15 protein-coding genes are annotated in these 19,711 nt (G+C 57.2%); 4 read left to right on the plus strand and 11 right to left on the minus strand.

Annotated features, from left to right (window positions below):
* Positions 1-10 precede the first annotated feature (10 nt).
* A complete protein-coding gene (locus tag ACN0XZ_RS11250) occupies positions 11-823 on the minus strand; it encodes an outer membrane lipoprotein-sorting protein (RefSeq protein ID WP_417457858.1) in 813 nt (270 codons plus the stop codon).
* Positions 798-3,179: an efflux RND transporter permease subunit gene (locus ACN0XZ_RS11255; protein WP_417457859.1), complete on the minus strand. Its 2,382-nt coding sequence runs from the start codon at positions 3,177-3,179 to the stop codon at positions 798-800. Before ACN0XZ_RS11255 ends, ACN0XZ_RS11250 begins: the two co-directional genes overlap by 26 nt.
* Positions 3,180-3,376: 197 nt before the next feature.
* Here ACN0XZ_RS11255 and ACN0XZ_RS11260 point away from each other — a divergent pair, with 197 nt between their 5' ends.
* The gene (locus ACN0XZ_RS11260) at positions 3,377-4,348 is read left to right on the plus strand and encodes a LysR family transcriptional regulator (RefSeq protein ID WP_417457860.1); all 972 of its coding nucleotides are present in this window, start codon (positions 3,377-3,379) and stop codon (positions 4,346-4,348) included.
* Between the two features lie 15 nt (positions 4,349-4,363).
* Here the strand turns inward: ACN0XZ_RS11260 and ACN0XZ_RS11265 are convergent, their stop codons facing one another.
* The 3 genes from ACN0XZ_RS11265 to ACN0XZ_RS11275 all read right to left on the minus strand — a co-directional run bounded on the left by ACN0XZ_RS11265 (position 4,364) and on the right by ACN0XZ_RS11275 (position 6,624).
* Positions 4,364-4,834 carry a MerR family transcriptional regulator gene (locus tag ACN0XZ_RS11265; RefSeq protein ID WP_417457861.1) on the minus strand — a complete coding sequence of 157 codons (471 nt, stop codon included), beginning with the start codon at positions 4,832-4,834 and terminating at the stop codon, positions 4,364-4,366.
* A complete protein-coding gene (locus ACN0XZ_RS11270; RefSeq protein ID WP_417457862.1) occupies positions 4,788-5,207 on the minus strand; it encodes a nuclear transport factor 2 family protein in 420 nt (139 codons plus the stop codon). The genes ACN0XZ_RS11265 and ACN0XZ_RS11270 overlap by 47 nt, the downstream gene beginning before the upstream one ends.
* 130 nt (positions 5,208-5,337) lie before the next feature.
* Complete coding sequence (locus ACN0XZ_RS11275) at positions 5,338-6,624, minus strand: SulP family inorganic anion transporter (protein ID WP_417457863.1); 1,287 nt, start codon at positions 6,622-6,624, stop codon at positions 5,338-5,340.
* 200 nt (positions 6,625-6,824) lie between these two features.
* Here ACN0XZ_RS11275 and ACN0XZ_RS11280 point away from each other — a divergent pair, with 200 nt between their 5' ends.
* From ACN0XZ_RS11280 to ACN0XZ_RS11290, 3 genes are all read left to right on the plus strand, one after another.
* On the plus strand, positions 6,825-9,545 hold the full coding sequence (locus tag ACN0XZ_RS11280) for a S8 family serine peptidase (RefSeq protein WP_417457864.1): 2,721 nt from the start codon (positions 6,825-6,827) through the stop codon (positions 9,543-9,545).
* A gap of 107 nt (positions 9,546-9,652) precedes the next feature.
* On the plus strand, positions 9,653-10,408 hold the full coding sequence (locus ACN0XZ_RS11285) for a nitroreductase (protein ID WP_417457865.1): 756 nt from the start codon (positions 9,653-9,655) through the stop codon (positions 10,406-10,408).
* Positions 10,409-10,545: 137 nt separating this feature from the next.
* Entirely contained in the window at positions 10,546-11,259 is a 714-nt protein-coding gene (locus ACN0XZ_RS11290) for a substrate-binding periplasmic protein (RefSeq protein ID WP_417457866.1), read from the plus strand.
* A gap of 26 nt (positions 11,260-11,285) precedes the next feature.
* On the opposite strand, the gene fdhD is transcribed toward ACN0XZ_RS11290, so the two are convergent.
* The 6 genes from fdhD to ACN0XZ_RS11320 all read right to left on the minus strand — a co-directional run bounded on the left by fdhD (position 11,286) and on the right by ACN0XZ_RS11320 (position 19,644).
* The gene (gene fdhD / locus ACN0XZ_RS11295) at positions 11,286-12,098 is read right to left on the minus strand and encodes a formate dehydrogenase accessory sulfurtransferase FdhD (RefSeq protein ID WP_417457867.1); all 813 of its coding nucleotides are present in this window, start codon (positions 12,096-12,098) and stop codon (positions 11,286-11,288) included.
* 102 nt (positions 12,099-12,200) lie between these two features.
* Positions 12,201-15,041 (minus strand): formate dehydrogenase subunit alpha, encoded by a 2,841-nt coding sequence (fdhF, locus tag ACN0XZ_RS11300; RefSeq protein ID WP_417457868.1) that lies wholly within the window; start codon positions 15,039-15,041, stop codon positions 12,201-12,203.
* A 1-nt stretch (position 15,042) separates the two neighbouring features.
* The gene (locus tag ACN0XZ_RS11305) at positions 15,043-16,578 is read right to left on the minus strand and encodes a formate dehydrogenase beta subunit (RefSeq protein ID WP_417457869.1); all 1,536 of its coding nucleotides are present in this window, start codon (positions 16,576-16,578) and stop codon (positions 15,043-15,045) included.
* Positions 16,575-17,084, minus strand: a complete 510-nt coding sequence (locus ACN0XZ_RS11310; RefSeq protein WP_417457870.1) for an NAD(P)H-dependent oxidoreductase subunit E — start codon at positions 17,082-17,084, stop codon at positions 16,575-16,577. The genes ACN0XZ_RS11305 and ACN0XZ_RS11310 overlap by 4 nt, the downstream gene beginning before the upstream one ends.
* A gap of 49 nt (positions 17,085-17,133) precedes the next feature.
* Positions 17,134-18,558: an amidohydrolase family protein gene (locus ACN0XZ_RS11315; protein WP_417457871.1), complete on the minus strand. Its 1,425-nt coding sequence runs from the start codon at positions 18,556-18,558 to the stop codon at positions 17,134-17,136.
* An 84-nt stretch (positions 18,559-18,642) separates the two neighbouring features.
* Complete coding sequence (locus tag ACN0XZ_RS11320) at positions 18,643-19,644, minus strand: AraC family transcriptional regulator ligand-binding domain-containing protein (RefSeq protein WP_417457872.1); 1,002 nt, start codon at positions 19,642-19,644, stop codon at positions 18,643-18,645.
* Positions 19,645-19,711: the final 67 nt, after the last annotated feature.

Here is a 19,711-nt window from a genome sequence, read left to right on the forward strand (position 1 = left end):
CTTCAGCCAATTAGCGGATGCGTTTCAGCACGCCTTTTTCAAAGTCATTGTCGCCAAGGCCCGCACCAAAGGTGTAGGTGCCATAGCTCAGCGTGGTTGACTTATTGGTCTGATGGTTGGTCATCACCAGCTCATGGGCACGCCAGACACCGTTATAATCACGGTAGTCATTCAGCATCAGCGTCTTCAGCAGCATGTCCTTCCGGTCGTAAAAGTCGATCTTGCGAACCTGATAGACATCCTGGTCGATATAAGCGACCTGACGGGTATAGCCTGAGTTTTCATAGAGCGGGAAACGCTCCACAACATCAACCTTCAACCCGTCCAGATCTTCTTCGCCCTTGTAGCTGTACTTGTACTTATTCAGCTCAGTGGAGGTGAAATCCTCAAACGCAAACTCGGAACCCACAAATGGGCCAGATTTGTTGGCACTTGAGATACGCTTCACGCGCTTGAGCGCGGGCAGGAAAAGCCACTGGTCATCTGGCTCCAGAATTTTGGCGTGGCTCAGAAGCGCTGTGCCCTGCACATCACGCGGGGTTACAAACACCGTAAGCGACTTGTCGCCCACTTGCTCGTTTTCCCGCTCAAGCGTTTTGAAATACATCTCGCGTGTTGATTCAGAGCCCGCAGCGTTTGTGAGCGTCATCACGGCCGTAACCTCGCTGTCGCCAAAGCCGGTGTCTGAGCGGTCAGAGCGGGCGGCAATTTCAAGGCCTTTGTCTGCGGCCTCATCAGCCCACACCGGGCTGATGAGAGAGAAGCCAAGGGTTACAACGGCAAGCGTTACTTTAAACTTATTCTGCAGCGTGCGTTTGAGCATCTTTAAGGTCTCCATTGCTGTCAGTTTTTTTTGTATCTGAAATCCATTTCCCTGATCCCCGCAGCATCACAGCCGGCAGGAACAGGAAGTCGAAAACAAGCGCAAAACTAATGGCCAGTGCGGTGAGAAGGCCGAGGTCTGCGTTCATCTTGAAGTGGGAGGTTGCGAGATAGGCAAAGCCGATCACCAGCACCACCGTGTTCACCACAAGCGCATACCCAACCGTCTCGAACGCATATTTAATCGCGCCCGCACGGTCATACCCCTTCTCGCGCAGCCCCCGCACATATTTAGCGAGGAAGTGCACTGTATCATCCACCACAATACCAAGCGAGACACTCGCCACAGCTGCGACAGAAAAGCCCACCGTGCCCACGAGAAGCGCCCACGCACCAAAGGCGGTGAGGATAGGCAGCGCGTTTGGCACCATTGAGATTGCCCCGATTTTCACCGACTTGAGCGCAATCATCATCACAATACCAATGGCGATAATCGCGATGATATTGCCTGTGATCATGCTGGCAACGTTACGCTCAGCCACGTAAGTGAACATCACCTGCGCGCTTGTTGGCACTGTTGCTTTCATATAGTCCGGCGCGTTCTGGGCGATCCAGTCACGGGCGCTGTTGAGGAATACTTTGGTCTCGGATGTTGAGATATTCTTCAGCGTTGCCGTTACCCGCGTGGCTGATTTGTCGATATTGATACGGTCGTTGAGATCAAGCCCGTATGGCAGGGAAAGCTCGTAAAGCAGCAGATATTGGGCTGAAAGCTCCCGGTCATCCGGCAGGCGGTACCAGCTTGCTTCATCTCCGTGCAGGTTACGGTTCAACCGTTTCATGATGTCAGTAACCGAGTAGACGTGCGACACATTGGGCTGCTCGCGCAGGAACTGGGCAAACTCATCCAGCTTCACAAGGAAGTCAGGGTCGCTCACACCACCTTCACCCGGCGCATGCACGGAAAACTCGATCGGGTAAAAACCGAAATATTCGTTCGATACATCAGAATCCCGGCGGAACTCGATGGACGGATCGAAATATTCGGTCCACTGATCATTGAACTGAATGAGCGGCATGGCAGAGACGAGCAGCAGCGCAAGCGCCCCCATGCCGTAAAACAGCTTCTTGTTATTGCGCACAACAAAATCAGCGAGCTTGCCCATGAAGTTGTTCGCGGTTTCCTTGGCTTTTTTCGGTGCCCGCATCGGCAAGACGGAAAGCATCGCCGGCAGGAATGTCACCGACATGATCCACGCAGCCGCGATACCCACGGCAGAGATATTGCCAAGGTGCCAGAACGGTGGCGCGTCTGAGAAGTTGAGCGCAAGGAAACCAATCGCCGTGGTGAGCGATGTCACCATCACAGCGAGGAAGTTCACCCGCACCGCTTCAACAAGCGCGTCGCGTTTGCTCATACCGTGGCTCATGGAATGCCGCGCGGTAATCAGGATATGCACCGCATCCGCAATCGCGAGCGTGAGGATAATCGTCGGCGCAGAGAGGGAAATTGGCGTCAGCCCAATCTCGGCAAAGCCCGCCGCGCCCATGCCTATGGCAGACGCAAACGCGATCATCAGAAGTGTTACGATCGTGCCCGACACACTGCGCACGGTTACCGCCATCAAGACAAGCAGCAGCAGATACATCATCGGGATCATTTCGGTCGAGTCCGCCATGCCCGCTTCCTGGAAAGCGTTGTTGAGCATGGAAACCCCGGTCATGCGAATTTCATGGCCCGGATACTTCTCAAGCATGCGCTCCTTGATACCGCGGGCGTAAGCTACCGCTTCCGGCACCTCAAAGGCGTGCGCTTCAGGGTATTGCACCACCACGTTCACCGCAATCGCGCGGCCATCGGCGGTCACAAGCTGGTTTCTGAGTAGCGGCTCCGTGAGCGCGATCTGGCTTTTCTCCGCCAGGTCGTCCGCCGTCAGGCTGTCCGCACCCTTAACCAGATCTTCCACGATAAGGTCGTCATCTTCCGCATAGGTATGCTGGAAGTTTGAGAGCGAGTCGACCCGAATGGAATACGGGATCTGCCACGCTTCAAGCGTCATATCCTCGACAAGGGCGAGGGTATCATTGCTGAAAACATCGCCATTCTCGGGAATAATCGTGAAGAAGAAATTGTCGTTTTTGGTGTAAGTATCCTGAAATTCTTCAAACGCCTGCAATTCAGGGTTGGATTCAGAGAAAAAATCCCGGTAATTGTTTGAGAATTGAAGAAAACGAGCCCCGCTCGCTATTAAAACAGTCAGTAATAGGGTGGCAAAAATCACCAGCCACCTTTTGGCGATCACGAAGTTCGCCAGTTTTACGGCAAATTCGTCAATCGCAGTCATCGTCTTGGGCATGACCTGCTCCTCGCTGTCGTGCTGCCCCTCTGGGCAGTTCCTCCTGTGGGTCGTTTGAGATCATACACATGCATGCTGACAGAAATTGTCAGTATTGTTTCCCTGAACCCAAACACCACCTAACCAACACTTGCGCCTATATGGGTACCCGGCGTACATTTTTGAAATTGATATTTCTGACATTGGATATTTAGCTCATGAATTTAGCTGGAATCGATCTTAACCTATTAGTTGTTTTTAATGCCGTTATGGATGAGCGTAGCGCAACTCGGGCCGGTCGTAAAATCGGAATGTCACAACCAGCTGTATCAAACGCGCTAAACAGGCTCAGGCACCTGATGCGCGACGACCTTTTTGTGCGGGGGCCTGAGGGCATGCGCCCCACCGCCCGTGCGCTTGAACTTGAGGTGCCGGTGCGCCGCGCGCTCAGCGAACTTGAAGACGCGCTCGACCCCGTTTCGTTCGACCCCGCGCATGCGGAACGCACCTTCACCATCGCCACCAATGATTACATGACCATGACGCTGCTGCCGTACCTTGCGGGCTATCTGGTTGCGGAAGCGCCGGGCGTGAACATCCACACCTCCCCCATTGAAGGGCGCCTCTTTGAAAAGCTGGACGCGCAAGAGGCGGACTATGGCATCATGGCGCTCTCTGACGTGCCAGACAGGTTTGGCAGGCTTGATGTGGGTTCCGACCATTTTGTCTGCATGATGCGGAAAGACCACCCGCTCGCGCGTTATCATGATATCCCGCTGGAGGAATATGCCGCGGCCCGGCACCTTCTGGTCTCCCACCGGGGCGACGCGCACGGTTTTGTGGATGATGAACTGGCGAACATGGGCCTCAGCCGCCGCATCGTTATTGTGGTCAACCACTTTGGCTCTGCGCCCATGATCATCAGCTCAAGCGACCTGATCGTCACCGTGCCCAGCCGCATGGCGGAAAAATGCACCCAGTTTTTTGACCTTCACGTGGTGCCAAGCCCCATCTCACCACCCGCCAACATGATCGGCGGTGTGCTGGTGTGGCACAAGCGGCTGACCAACCACCCGGCGCACAGCTGGTTCCGGCAGATGATCCTGCGCGCGGGCCGTGACCTTGATGAGCACGGCATCAAAGCCCCCGACAACATGCGTACCCCCGCACCGTTCGCTGTGAATAATTGAGGGGAGCATATCCCCTCAAAACTTCTTCTTGCCTAGGCGAGGGATCTCTGGTGGGCGTTCGCCCGTCTCCAGCCACGTGTCATAATAGTCGATTTTGCTTTCTACCAGCTTGAGCGCCTGCCGGGTTTTCGAGAGCTCCGCCTTCACCCGCAAACGGTGCGCGCGCAGCATGGTGAGCCTGTCGGGCAGGCTTTTGCGGCCCCTCGTCACCAGCGCCGCATAATCTTTCATCTCCATAACAGACATGCCGGTTTGCCGGAGCTGTTCGATAAACTCAAGCCAGCCGATATGGTCCGGGTCATACACCCGCCTGCCACCCGCGTCGCGCGTAACGCCAGGCATCAGGCCCTGCGTTTCATACCAGCGAATGGTGTGCACGCTGCGGCCTGACGCTTCAGCCAATGCCCCGATATGCAGGTATCGGGGCTTGGGGGCGGCTTTATGCGGCTGACGCTCTGTCTGGCGCTTCAAGGGCTTCTTCGACAAGGCTCGTGTCCATATACTCAAACAGATGTTTCATTTTACCGCCTTCAAAGCGGATCACATAACAATAGCTGTTGTCATAGGCTTTGCCAGTTTTTGTGGTCACGGCGCCCTGGCATTCCACCACCACAAAGTCACCGTCCGCCAAAATACGCCGCGCGGTGTTGCAATATTTGGTGGCAAACTGGGCGAAAAGCGGGGCAAGCAGGCGCTCCCGCACCTCCCGCTTGCCGCTATAGGTGCCTGACCACGCGTTGCGGCCCGGCAGGGTCCAGCTGAAGTCATCGGCCATCGCATCGACAAAAGGTTTGCCGTTGCCGCGCGAAAGCTCATCCATAATGCCTTCCATCAGGGTTTTGTTGGTTTGTGCTGTCATGATCCGGTTCTCCATATTACTGAGGAGACCAGTATCCGATCTAGAGTTAACTCTAGATCAAGAGAAAAATTTCATTTGTTTAATATACTGAAAATAAACGATATTTCATGATCATCGACAGAATCTCAGATCATTTCTTACGCTTTTCGCCGCCCCAACGGAAGGGCGTATGCCACCGCACCGGCTCCATCTCCCCCCGCACCAGCCGGAGGCCAAGGCCAAGAATGGTGCCCACCGCAATGGCGAGGGTGAGGTCTGCGAGCGCAGTGAGCACTGCCGTGAGGATCAGGATCGCAAGCTCAGCCTTCGGCATTTGCGAGCGGTGCCGCCAGCGGTGCGGTTCACTCATGGTCCATGCTGTCACCATCAGGAGACCGGCGAGCGCAGGCAATGCCAGCGCACCCGCCAATGGCGCTGCGACAAGTATGGCAACAAGGATCGCCAGCGCATGCACAATTCCGGCAACCGGTGTGCGCCCGCCTGCGCTTACATTGGTGGCGGTGCGTGCGATGGCCCCTGTGGCCGGAAGCCCGCCAAAAAGGGGCGATGCGATATTTGCGGCCCCTTGGGCCAGCAGTTCCGCGTTTGAGCGGTGCGCCCCGCCGATCATGCGGTCAGCCACAATGGCAGACAGCAGCGATTCAATACCTGCGAGGAAAGCGATAGTTAACGCTGCGGGCAGCAAGTCCAGCATTTTGGCCAGCTCAAGCTCCGGCATACTTGGCCACGGCAGGGCTTGCGGCAAAGCGCCATAGCGCGCTATAACCGTATCAACAGACGGCATAAAATAAGCGGCAATCAGGCTTGCGGCAGCAACCACGAGCACAAGCCACGGCACCTTCGGGGCAAGCCGCCGCAACACCAGAATAGCGGCTATAGTGCCAGCACCGAGCGCCAGCGCACCGCCATTAATGGTGCCGCGCACCGCCCACAGCGCCTGAATTTTGGGAATAAACTCTGCGGGCAAAGCGGCATCACTCATGCCCGCAAGGTCCCTGATCTGGCTGACGGCAATGACAACGGCGATGCCGATGGTAAAGCCCTCAACCACAGCCTCCGGCACGTGGCGGATCAACCGGCCCGCGCGCAACAGCCCCGCAACAAGCAGGATGGCGCCCGCCATCAGGGTCGCGACCATCAGGCCGTCATACCCATGGTCGTGAATAATGCCGTACACCACAACAATGAAGGCGCCTGTTGGCCCACCGATCTGCACACGGCTGCCGCCAAGGGCGGAGATCAGGAAGCCCGCAACAACCGCGGTGATGAGCCCCGCCGCCGGTGGCGCACCGGACGCGATCGCAATGGCGATGCTGAGCGGCAGGGCAACAAGGGCAACGGTAAGCCCGGCCAGCGTGTCAGCGGCAAGCTGCCGGGCGGTATAGTCCTTGAGGGTCGTGATGATTTTTGGCGTCATGCGAGAAGCAATCTTGGGCAACGGAATATTGCCAAAAGCTTACCGAGAAGCCCCATACCATTGCAAATGGAATTCTGTGCCCTGCAGCGCTTCGCCATGCACCCCTGCCCGCATGCACTCAATATGTAAAATTGACACGATCATTTGACCTTTGTTCCCGTGCTGGATAAATACCGGAAGAGGTAACATGGGGGTAATGTATGCAAAGTGATGGCGTTGTTGCACCGAAGGCAGGCCGGGTTTCGCTCAGTGAGGTGAACTTGCTGGATGACGGCTTTAAAATCCCGGTAGGTGATTTTAAAGGCTGGCAACTGCCGTTCAACGATCCGCTATTACCCCTGCAAAGCTTCATTACGGGTTTCACGAGCGAAAGCGACGGGGAGCTGGTCCCCAGCCTGCATATCAACCTGTTGCCGGTGTGGGATGAATATTCCGGTGCGGGTGTGTTGATCGCTTCCCCCGAACGATTTGAGGATGAGCATCCGGACCTGATCAATGTGGTGGACCCACTGTGGAGCGAAGAGGAGAAGTGGGATTTTATAACTCATGGGAACAGCGTAGCAGGCATCGTTGCCTCTGAAGCAGATAATGGGATCGGTACTGCAGGGATCGCCCATGGTGCGCAGTTCAGGCATCAATATTCGTTTGCTTTTGAGGAGTTTGACGTACGTCAGAGCTCATTAGGCCCCTCCGCAAACCCCTATGTTACCAAGGATACCAGTCCGCTTTGGGAAGAAGACGAACTGACCTGGGCTAGAGAGTATCGAGGCGGGCTTGGGGCCATCAATGTGCAGGTGGCAGGAAATGGTGGCAAGAATGATGCCTCGTCAGAAGGCAGCCTGTATCTCAGCACGTTTGAGATCATGCCTGTGGCTTGGGGGGATGCCATTGATAATGTGACCTCAGGCGGGCACTTCGGCTCCGGCATTCATATCACCGGGCTTTTGGGCACGCTTGATGGCAATGACTGGGCCTACACCACCGATTTCAGTGAAAGTTTCAAGGATGGTGGTGATGTCAGCCCCACGAATGCCGGGCAGATATTCAACGCGCTTGTGTCACGAGGGATAGACCTCAGCGACTTCGGGCTTGATACCGGCCTTTATGACAAGTTCAACGGCACCTCAGGCGCAACGCCCGTGGTCTCGGGCTCGGTCGCCCTGATGCTGGAGGCATCCGGCAACAATATCTTCGGGCACGAGCTTGGCTGGCGCGATGTGCAGGAGATCCTCGCGGTCTCTGCCCGGCATATGGGCAGCAGCCTTGATGCCGGGTATGATGAACTGAAGGCCAAGGAACACCACCCCTGGCAGGTGAACGGGGCCGAAAGCGTGAACGGCGGCGGCTTCCATTTTGCCCCTGACTATGGCTTTGGCTATATTGATGTGCACGCAGCCGTAAGGCTTGCCGAGACATGGAACATGACCCGGCACAGCCATAACCTTGTCAGCAATGTCAAAACCCTTGAGGTGAGCGAGGGCGGCATGAGCTTCTCGTACGGCAAGGCGCTGACCTTCACGCTATCCGCCCCCGGTGATGTGCTTGAACTGGATGTGGTTGAGCTGATACCGGTGTTCGAGATTGAGAACTTCTATGAAGTCCAGATCACCATCACAAGCCCGAGCGGGGTTACGAGCAACCTCTTTGATACACCGGGGCTTGACTTCAACTGGCCGTCAACCGGGCGGGACGCGCCGGGTGGTTTGTTCGAGAACCGGGGCATTCTCTCTCGTGCCTTCTGGGGGGAGGACAGCTCAGGCCAGTGGACCATCACCATTGAAGACATGGTTGATAACGGTAACTCGGGCACGCTCCTGAGCCTTGATATGGTGTGGAAGGGTGATGAGATCACCAGTGACAACACCTATTATTTCACGCCCGACTGGGAGCTGATGGCCAGCCATCGTGGCTCCATGGCGGTGCTTGATGATGCTGTGGGCGACAATGCGGTCAACCTGGCCGCGCTGATGGAAGGTGTGGTGGTGCGGCTTACCCCGGGCACCACCAGCCAGATTGGCGGGCAGGATGCCTTCCGGCTCACGGACGATGCTTCCATCACCACGGCAATTGGTACAGACCAGGCGGATACGCTGACCGGCAGCGGTGCAGATGACACACTCTACGGCATGCAAGGCAATGACAGGCTGGCGGGCCGTGCGGGTGATGACTTCCTTGATGGTGGCGCGGGCAATGACAAGCTCTGGGCTGGGAGCGGTGACAAAGGCAACGACACATATTTTGGTGGGGGCGGCAACGATGCCCTTGGGGGCGGTGCGGGTGACGACACGCTCTCCGGTGGGGACGGTCAGGACAGCATCTACGCAGGCGCGGGCAATGACAGCATCAGCGGTGACAATGGCTGGGATACGCTTTATGGCGGCGCGGGAGATGATTATGTATCAGGCGGCGGCAGCCCAGATATCCTGCGCGGCAATGCGGGGAACGACCGGGTATACGGCGGCGGCGGTGACGATAAACTATGGGCTGGCGGTGACGATGAAGGGGATGACCTTTTTGACGGCAGCTCTGGTGACGATGCTATTGCCGCAGGTGCTGGTGACGACACGCTGCTAGGCGGCGCGGGTGATGATGTGCTTTATAACGGCACTGGCAATGATGTGGCTGATGGGGGTGACGGGGCCGACACCCTGTGGGGTGGTGCTGGCGACGATATGCTAACCGGCGGTGAGGGCACCGACCGTTTTATCTTCAGCCGCAAGAACGGCCATGACACCATCACAGACTTCAACGCAGACGAGGATATCCTTGACCTGAGCGCGGCAGGCTTCACAAACGAAGCCGACCTTCAGGCCGCCACGCAGCAGGCAGGCAGCGATGTGATCATCAGCTTCGGGGAGACAACCCTGACACTGGAAGGCATTACGACCACGGAGCTATTCGAAGGCAGCGTACTTATCTGAGTATGCACCCCTGCCCGCGCGCCATCCATATATGCATGGGGATGGCGCTTTACCCAATGTGGGTGCCGCTCTATCCTGCGTTCTGACCCAAGAAGATGAGGCAGAGCATGCAAGACGGGACGGCAAGCAAACCGGCAGACACGCTTATAAGTGTTGACGCGGCACTCAAGGCGCGGCGCAGCATTCGTGATTTTGACGCGGCACCAGTGCCGGAAGCATTGGTTGAGGATATCCTCACCGCGGCGCTCAACGCGCCTTCATGGGGTAATGTGCAGCCCTACAGGGTGGCGGTCGCCTCCGCCACCCTCGCGCAAGATATCAGCCGGGATTTGATGGCGACCTATGAGCGTGCCATGGCGTTCCGGGGCGCGGGGCTGTTGAAGCGCCTCAAAATGCTGCGGGGCGGCATCCCAAGCCCGGACGGGGATTTCAACACCATCATGCGCTATCCGCCGGAACTGGACGCCCGCTATAAGGCCACCGGCAAGGGGCTTTATGAGCTTCTGGGCATCAAGCGTGGTGACAGGGCAGCGCGGGACCAGCAGATGGGCAGGAACTTCGCCTTTTTTGGCGCGCCCACGGTGCTGTTTGTATTTTGCAGTGCCGACCTTGGGGCTTATGCAGCGCTTGATACAGGCGCCTTTATCCAGAGCCTTGCGCTGGCCGCGCACGCGCGCGGGCTTGGCACCTGTGCCCAAGCTGCCCTCGCCACCTGGGCGGCGCCGGTGAAAACGCGCTTTGACATCCCCGAAGGCTACAAGCTTATATGCGGTGTTGCGCTCGGCTACCCTTCCGCTGAGCCTGTGAATGCCTACGCACCCCAAAGACGCACGCTGGATGAGCTGCTGATTCCCGGCCGCTAGGACGGCCTTGTCCGGTATAAGGCGGCTGTGTATCATGCACGTCAAGGACGGTTTACACTTCAGTGGTGTGCCGACCGTGATGGGGCAGTCAGGCGTCAGTGTGGGGCACGGGCCTAAGAGGAAGAGGCATTAGGCCAATGGTGAATTCACGGGGGAACGTGAAGCCGTTAGCATGGGGGTGCTTACTGTTTTTGTGTATCGGGCTTGGAGCGCAGCCGCTCTCGGCCGATCAGCAGAAAACGTACCGCCTGACCATGGCGAAAGGTGAGCAAATCCACACCATCGCACTTTCCGTTCTTCAGGAAGCCTACGCCCGGCTGGGGCTCAGTATTGAGGTTGTGTATTCACCGTGGAAACGGTCGCTCGCGGAGAATGAGCGCGGCACCTATGACGGTGAAGTCGGCAGGCTGAAGATTATCGAGAGCGTTACCAAAAACCTGATCCGGGTGGATGAGCCCCTGTTTGATATCCATCACTATGCCTATGCACGGGCACCCATCCCTCATGTGAACACCTGGCAAAACCTGAAGGGCATGCGCATTGGTGTTGAACTGGGCGTGGTGATTATTGAGGTGCGCACAAGAGGCATGAACCGGGTGGCTTCTGCCAGTAAGGACGACCTTATCATGATGCTGCGGCGCGGCGCCGTGGACGCGATTATCCTTGAAGATGTCAGAGATTATACTTTAGAGCCATACGGGTTTTACCAGTCCCCTCAGGTGCTCGAGACCAGCACGCTTTACCACTATCTGCATAAATCCCACGCAGGTATGGCCGAGGCATTGCGGCTTGAGTTGCTGGCCATGCGCCGGCAAGGCAATATACGGAAAATTATCGAGCGCTTTCGCTAGTGGGTCAGTTCTCACCCGGTGAATGTTTAGAACAGCGTGAGTGTATCGCGGGAATAGTTTGCGAGAGTGAGGTTGGCCTCTGACGCCCGCCGGATGGCAAAGGCCGTGGGTGCCGAAAGCGCCACCAGCGCCCTGACCCCGCGCCGGGCTGCTTTTTCCACAATCTCGAACGAGGCACGGCTTGTCATCAGTACAAAACCGGCCTTTGGGCTCACGCCCTCAAGCGCCATAGCGCCGAGAAGCTTGTCCAGCGCATTGTGGCGGCCCACATCTTCCCGTACCAGCATCACTGCTCCTTCATCGTTCACCCACGCGGCACCGTGGACGGACCGGTTGAGCGCTTTGAGCGGCTGTTTGTCACTCAGTTCAGCCACCGCGCGGGCGACGGTTTGGCCGCTCAGGCCAATAGGGGCGTCAGCAACCTTGGGCAGCGGCTCGAACAGCCGTTCGGCGCTATCGATCCCGCACAGCCCGCAGCTGGTGCGGCCCTCAAGGCTGCGCCGGTTTTGCCGAAGGGTGAGCCGCTCAAACTTCTGCTCCGTTAGGGTGATATGAATATCAATACCCTGCTTGCGCTCATGCACCTCGATGCCCCTGATGTCATCCGGGCGGTCGGCAATGCCTTCGGTGAGGGAGAAGCCGATGACAAAATCGGTGAGGTCAGCGGGGCTCGCCAGCATCACAGCGAAGGTCAGCCCGTTATAGACCAGCGCGACCGGCGCTTCTTCGGGCACATGCCAGCGCACCGGTCCTGTCGCCTGCCGGGCGGAAACCACATTGTCCGCCCGCCAGACGGGAGCATGCTCACCAGTGTCTTCCCGCTCGCTATTTTTCGCCACACCTTCCGCCACAGTCCCGCCTCACTTTCGCGCACACTTGCGCCACAGTTTCACGCACACTTACGCCACACATGCCACAGTTTTTACAACTTTACGTATATATTATTCAGCTGCAGCATGCGCTTTTACGCGGCGCATTTTGGGTGTTTCCAGTTCATATTTCTGTTGCCATTCAGACCGGTGGTTGGTGGGGGTGATCTCCACCGCCGTCACCTTATACTCGGGGCAGTTGGTGGCCCAGTCGCTCAGCTCTGTGGTTACAATATTCGCGCCGGTTTCCGGGTGGTGGAAGGTGGTATACACAACACCCGGTGCCATGCGGTCAGAGACCTTGGCGCGCAGGGTTGTCTCCCCCTTGCGGGAGCGGATCGCAACCCAGTCACCATCACGAATACCGCGCACCTCAGCGTCTGAGGCATGGATTTCAAGCACGTCTTCTTCCATCCAGCGGTTATTGTCCGTACGCCTTGTTTGCGCCCCCACATTATACTGGCTGAGGATACGCCCGGTGGTGAGGATAAGCGGGAACTTGCGGTTGGTTTTTTCTTCCGTCGGCACATATTCCGTGAGGATAAACAAGCCCTTACCGCGCACAAAGCCATCCACATGCATGATGGGGGTGCCGTCAGGCGCTGCGTCATTACATGGCCATTGGATACTGCCTTCCGTGTCGAGCCTACGGAATGAAACACCCTGGAATGTGGGGGTGAGCGCAGCGATTTCATCCATGATTTCGCTCGCACCTCGGTAGTCCATTTTATACCCGAGCGCTTCCGACAGTCGGGTGGTCACCTGCCATTCATCAAGCCCGGTTTTTGACTTCATCGCCGGGCGCACACGGCCAAGCCTGCGCTCCGCATTGATGAAAGTGCCGTCTTTTTCAAGGAAGCTGGTACCGGGCAGGAACACATGGGCAAAACGCGCGGTCTCGTTCAGGAACAGGTCCTGCACGATCACGCAGTCCATGCTGGTGAGCGCGGCTTCCACATGTTTGGTGTTGGGGTCTGATTGCGCGATATCCTCGCCTTGCACATAGATCGCCTTGAAGTTCCCGGCCACTGCTTCATCAAACATATTGGGGATGCGGAAACCTGGTTCATTATCAAGGCCCACGCCCCAGGCAGCTTCAAAACTTTCGCGCACCGCGTCGTCAGACACGTGCCGATAGCCGGAGAATTCATGCGGGAAAGAGCCCATATCGCAGGAACCCTGCACATTGTTCTGGCCCCGTAACGGATTAAGCCCGACGCCGCGACGGCCGATATTGCCTGTGGCCATCACGAGGTTTGCCATACCCATCACCATGGTTGAGCCTTGGCTGTGTTCTGTCACCCCAAGGCCATAATAGATGGCACCATTGCGCGCGGTGGCATAGAGCCGGGCGGCGGCGATGATCTCCTCCGCCTTAACGCCAGCGATTTTGGCGACATTCTCAGGCGCATTCACCGGGTCGAGGATGAAGCTTTTCCACTCTTCAAACGCGTCCAACTCGCAGCGTTCGCGCACGAACTCTTCATCCACCAGACCTTCAGAGACAATCACATGCGCAAGCGCGTTGATCATGGCAACATTGGTGCCCGGCAACAGCGGCAAGTGATGAGCCGCCTTGATGTGCGGGGTTTTCACGAGATCGATCTGGCGCGGGTCAAGGATGATGAGCTTGGCGCCCGCGCGCAACCGCCGCTTCATCTGGCTTGCGAACACCGGGTGCGCATCCGTTGGGTTCGCGCCAATGATCATGATCACATCGGCTTCCTCAACGGAATCAAAGTCTTGCGTGCCAGCGCTTGTGCCAAAAGTTTGCTTGAGGCCATACCCCGTGGGCGAATGGCAAACCCGCGCGCAGGTGTCCACATTATTGTTGCCAAAAGCGGTACGGATGAGCTTTTGCATCACCCACACTTCTTCAATGGTGCAGCGGCTGGACGTAATACCACCCACTGATTTCCGGCCATATTTCGCCTGCGTATCCTTCAGGCGTTTGGCGGCAAAAGTGAGCGCTTCATCCCATGAAACTTCGCGCCATTCGTCAGTGATGGCTTCGCGGATCATGGGTTTGGTCATGCGGTCCTTGTGGGTTGCGTAACCCCAGGCGAACCGCCCCTTAACGCAGGAGTGGCCGTGGTTGGCCTTGCCGTCCTTATAAGGGATCATGCGCACAACCTGATCGCCCTTCAGCTCCGCCTTGAAGCTGCAACCAACACCACAGTACGCGCAAGTGGTCAGCACCGTGCGGTCCGGCACACCGTGTTCAATGAGGTCTGTTTCCGCGAGTGTTGCCGTGGGGCATGCCTGCACACAGGCACCACAAGACACGCATTCGCTTGAGAAAAAATCGTCCGCGCCGGTTGCGACGCGGGAGCCAAACCCCCGCCCTTCAATGGTGAGCGCAAGTGTGCCCTGCACCTCGTCACACGCCCGCACGCAGCGGGAACACACAATGCATTTGCTGGGGTCGTAGGTGAAATAGGGGGTGCTTTCATCCTTCTTGAGGTCCAGATGATTTTCACCCGCATAACCGTAGCGCACGTCCCGAAGGCCCACAGCGCCTGCCATGTCTTGCAGCTCACAGTCCCCATTTGTGGGGCATGTGAGGCAATCAAGCGGGTGGTCTGAGATATAAAGCTCCATCACCCCGCGGCGCAATTTGGCGAGCCGGTCTGTCTGCGTTTTAACCACCAGCCCCTCTTCCGCAAGTGCGGTGCAGGAAGACGGCGTGCCCTTGCGGCCATCAATTTCCACAAGGCACATGCGGCAAGAGCCAAAAGCATCCACCATGTCTGTCGCACAAAGTTTGGGGATGCCGATACCGGCTTCCTTGGCCGCACGCATAATGCTGGTGCCTTTCGGCACCGTAACCGTGTGGCCATCAATCTCCAGCGTGACCTGCTCAGCCGCCTTGACCTTTGGTGTACCAAAATCTGTTTCTTTGAGGAGAGCCATCTTAGTTGCCTCCTTTCTCATGTGACGCGCCAAGCTCATCAGGGAACCAGCGCAAAATACTTTTCACCGGCACGGGTGTCATGCCGCCCATGGCGCACAGGGAGCCGTCTTCCATCACCTCAAGAAGGTCTTCCATCAGGGTGATGTTTTTCGCCCCGCTGTCGTCAGCAATGATCTTGTCCATCACCTCAACCCCGCGCACAGCGCCAATGCGGCACGGCGTGCATTTGCCGCAGCTTTCATGCGCGCAAAACTCAAACGCATAACGTGCCTGCGCCGCCATATCGGCGCTTTCGTCAAACACCACTATACCACCATGGCCCACCCCAGCGCCAATTTTCGCGAAGCTTTCATAGTCCATCGGCATATCCATCATGGCCTGCGGGATATAAGCACCAAGCGGCCCGCCCACTTGTGCGGCCTTGAGGGGCTTGCCCGAGCGTGTGCCGCCGCCAAAACCTTCCACCAGTTCTTTAAGGGAAACACCAAAGGCTTTCTCAACAAGGCCGCCGTGTTTGATGTTACCTGCAAGCTGGAACGGCATGGTGCCGGTGGAACGGCCCATGCCAAAATCTTTATAAAACGCACTGCCTTCCGAAAGGATCGTGGGTACGGAACACAGCGAGATAACATTGTGCACAAGGGTTGGTTTACCGTTCAGCCCTTCAAGCGCTGGCAAGGGTGGCTTGGCTCGCACCTGCCCGCGTTTGCCTTCAAGGCTATCAAGGAGCGAGGTCTCTTCACCGCAGATATAGGCGCCCGCCCCCATAAAAAGCTCAAGGTCAAACGCCTTACCGCTACCGAGAATATCATCCCCCAAAATCCCTTCGGCGTAAGCAACCTCAAGCGCCTTAGTGAAAACTTGCTTGGCGATGGGGTATTCCGAGCGCAGGTAAACAAAACCCTTGTCGGCGCCCGTACCAAGCCCCGCGATAATCATGCCCTCGATCAGGAGGAAGGGGTCACCTTCCATGATCATACGGTCCGCGAAGGTGCCGCTGTCCCCCTCATCCGCGTTGCAGACAATATATTTTTTTGTGGCCGGTGCGCCCAGCACGGTTTTCCATTTGATGCCTGCGGGGAATGCAGCGCCGCCACGGCCCCTGAGGCCAGAACTCATCACCTCTTCCGCAATATCATGCGGGCTTTTCTCAAGCGCTTTCCTGAGGCCCGAGAGCCCGCCATGCGCTTTATAGTCCTTGAGGCTGAGCGGGTCTGTGATACCGCAGCGGGCGAAAATCAACCGCTCTTGATCCTTGTAGAACGGGATATCGTCCACCAGGCCGAGCGACAGCGGATGCTCGCCCCCATCCATGAAGTTTGCGACCATCAGGCTGTCAACGTCATCGGGTGTGACCGGGCCGTAACCCACCCGCCCTTTCGGCGTTTCAACCTCAACGAGGGGTTCAAGCCAGTGCATGCCCCGGCTGCCGGTGCGCACCAGCTCAACACCTTTTAGGTTTGCCACCCGCGCGGCAACATCATCTGCCCCGACGGCAACAGCGGCACTATCAAGCGGAATATATACCTTGCTCATTCGCTTGCCTCCGTCACCATGCGGTCAAAGCTGTCAGCATCTACCCTGCCTTTCAGCTTGCCATCAATCATCACAGCAGGCCCGGAGGCGCAGAGCCCAAGGCAATAGACTGCCTCGATGGTAAACAGGCCATCGCTGCTGGTACCACCCAGCGAAACACCGAGCTTCTCGCATGCGTGCCGCGTCAGCCCGCGCGCGCCAACGGCCTGACAGGCTTCGGCCTGACAGATGCGGATGACATGCTCTCCCTTTGGGGCACGGGTGAAATCATCATAAAAACTGATAACACCCTTCACTTCGGCTTTGGTGAGATTGAAGGCACTCGCAAGCTTCGGCAGTGCAGCGGCGTCGATATAGCCATACGCCTGCTGCAAGGCAGCAAGAGCCCTCATCAAGCCGCCCTGCGCGTCCACATATTTTGCGATAAGCGTATCCATAGCGCCTATAGTCTGCGCTTCTGCATCTGCCACTTCAAGCCCCTCCCGCACCCGTGATCCGGGTGTCAATTATGCTCATCTGTAGGTATAAACGAGCGATCTTCGCCCATCCGTATTTTTATTTCTTGTTCGCGAGGTCAGCGCGGATCTTGTCTGCAACTGCCTGCACTTTTTCACGCAGTGCTGCTTCATCCACCGTCAGCACCTTGCCGTCAGCCATAAGCACCTTGCCGTCAACAATGCTGGTCACCACATCCCGTGCACCTGCAGCATACACGAGTTGCGACATCACATCATACAAGGGGCTAAGGCGCAGGCTATCCAGTGATACCTGGATCATATCCGCGCGTTTACCTGCCTCAAGGCTGCCGGTCACGCTACCCAAGCCCACAGCTTCCGCGCCGCCAACTGTCGCCATTTTAAGTGCAGCGCGGGCTGGCACCACGGTTGGATCACCACCATTTCCCTTATGCAAAAGGGCTGCAAGGCGTAGTTCTTCCCACATATCAAGGTCGTTGTTCGACGCGGCACCATCTGTCCCGAGGCCCACCTTAACACCGGCCTCCAGCATGGCGGGGATAGGCGCAATGCCTGCCGCGGTTTTGAGGTTAGAGGTTGGGTTATGGATCGCGCCAACTTTGGAAGCCGCCAGCGTTTTCATGTCACTTTCCGTCGGCCAAACCACATGGGCTGCAACGGTGGTAACATCTGTCATCCCCACTTCCTGCATCAGCTCTATGGAGGTGATGCCGTATTTATCGCCAACCGTTTTAAGTTCAGCCTTGTCTTCTGCGATGTGAATAGAAATGGGCACATCAAGCTCTTTGGCTTTGGCTGTTACCTGAGCCAGATGTTCTTTTGAAACCGTATAAGGCGCATGCGGTGCGAGGGCCGGGGTGATCCGGCTGTGTTTGCCTTTCCATGCCTCCACAAATTCAACACCGGCTTTGAAGCTGTCATCCCAGCCTTTGAAGCCGGGGCTCGGGAAATCAATCATCGGGGCTGAAATCACAGCGCGCAAGCCGCAGCGGTCAACCACGCCTGCAATCACCTCCGGGTAAAAATACATATCCACAAAGCTCGTGGTGCCACCCTGTATCATTTCCCAGCAGGCGAGCTCTGACCCCACCTCAATGAAAGCCGGGTCCACATAGCGGCCTTCCATCGGGAAGATATATTCCTGCAGCCATGTCATCAGCGCCAGGTCATCTGCCATGCCGCGGAAAAGCACCATAGCCGAGTGGGTGTGGCCGTTTACGAAACCAGGCATCAGCACCCGATTGTCGCCAGAGATAACCTTGTCTGTCTTATAGGCTGCGGTTATGTCATCTGCTGTGCCCACAGCCACAATTGCGCCATCGTCAATCGCGACCGCGCCATGCTCTATCACGTCGCGCACACCGTCCATCGTCACTACATAACGGCCGTGAACAATGCTATCGACCGCTTTTGCATCCTCGGCTTCGCTCATCATCTTGTATCCTTCGAATGACACCATCGCCGCACACACCATCGCGGCTTTCAGCATTTGTTTCAGCGCCACCTTGTCACCCTCTCTTTTCAAAACCTTTACGCGTTGGATAGATCATAAGCCGCCTGCTGCCAAGAATGCTACACCTCATCAGCATTACCGGCCATGCCTGCGCCTGTATTCAGCGGGGGAAATGCCGGTCCAGCGGCCAAAAGCCCGGATAAAAGCGGCTGGTTCTGAGTAGCCAAGCAGGGCAGACACCACCTGTACGCTGACATTCTTTTGCGTGAGGAGCCGCTTCGCTTCCCCTTCCCGCGCTTTCGCGAGTTGCCCGCGAAAACTTTCACCAGCCTGTTCCAGCTCACGCTGAAGCGACCGCACGGACATATTCAGCCTATCCGCTGCATCCCCCACCGTCAGCCCGGTGGGGTGGCCACCTTCTCCCAACCTCTCTTTGAAATAATGCTCAAGCCGCGAGGTGATGCCCGCGCGCGCTGGCATTTCAGCCTGCACATGTTCCTTGAGCATGGCATGGAGCGCGGGGTTGGCGTCGTTCATCGGGCGCATGAGCGCATCCCGAGGCCATGTCATGGCATGAGCATCTGCGCCAAAGACAACGGGAGCGCCAAACGCCGCTTCAAATGCCGCTGCATTTATGGGCTTTCTGCGCATCAGATAGACGCGCACTGGCGCCACGCCGGGCGACGCCCAGCGGGCAAACCGCGCAAACGGCAGCAACACCGCCTCAGACCGCACCTCACCCGCCCGCCAGTTTGGTCGGATCGGGGAATAAACCAGCCTGGCTTCATTCCCAGCCTCAATAAGCTCAAACCGGCCCGCCGCCCCCACATAAAGTGCATAATCGCAAGCGGCCCTTAAGGCGTCCCCCACCGTGTCACTTGTCACCAACAGATGCCCGAGGCTGGCGTAGGTACCGTAGCGAACGCTTTTGCCCACATGGAGCCCGATGAGCCCGTCAGTGGCGAACCGGTCAGCCGCCACCCACAAGGCCTCCGCCTCTTTTTCAGGGATGCGATCTGGCCCCTCGTTCAGGGAAATCCCGGCAGTTTGATATAATTTCTCCGCCACGATGCCATATTCCCGCTCAAGGGTTTGAGCGAGGATGGAAACATATCGAAGAAGCACGGTTTCGGGCATCGACGTCCACATTTGGCGTAAAATATCAATTTTTAGACGCCGACTGTCATTTCAAACACGCTCATCG

The organism is Kordiimonas sp. (assembly GCF_048264555.1).
Lineage (GTDB): Bacteria > Pseudomonadota > Alphaproteobacteria > Sphingomonadales > Kordiimonadaceae > Kordiimonas.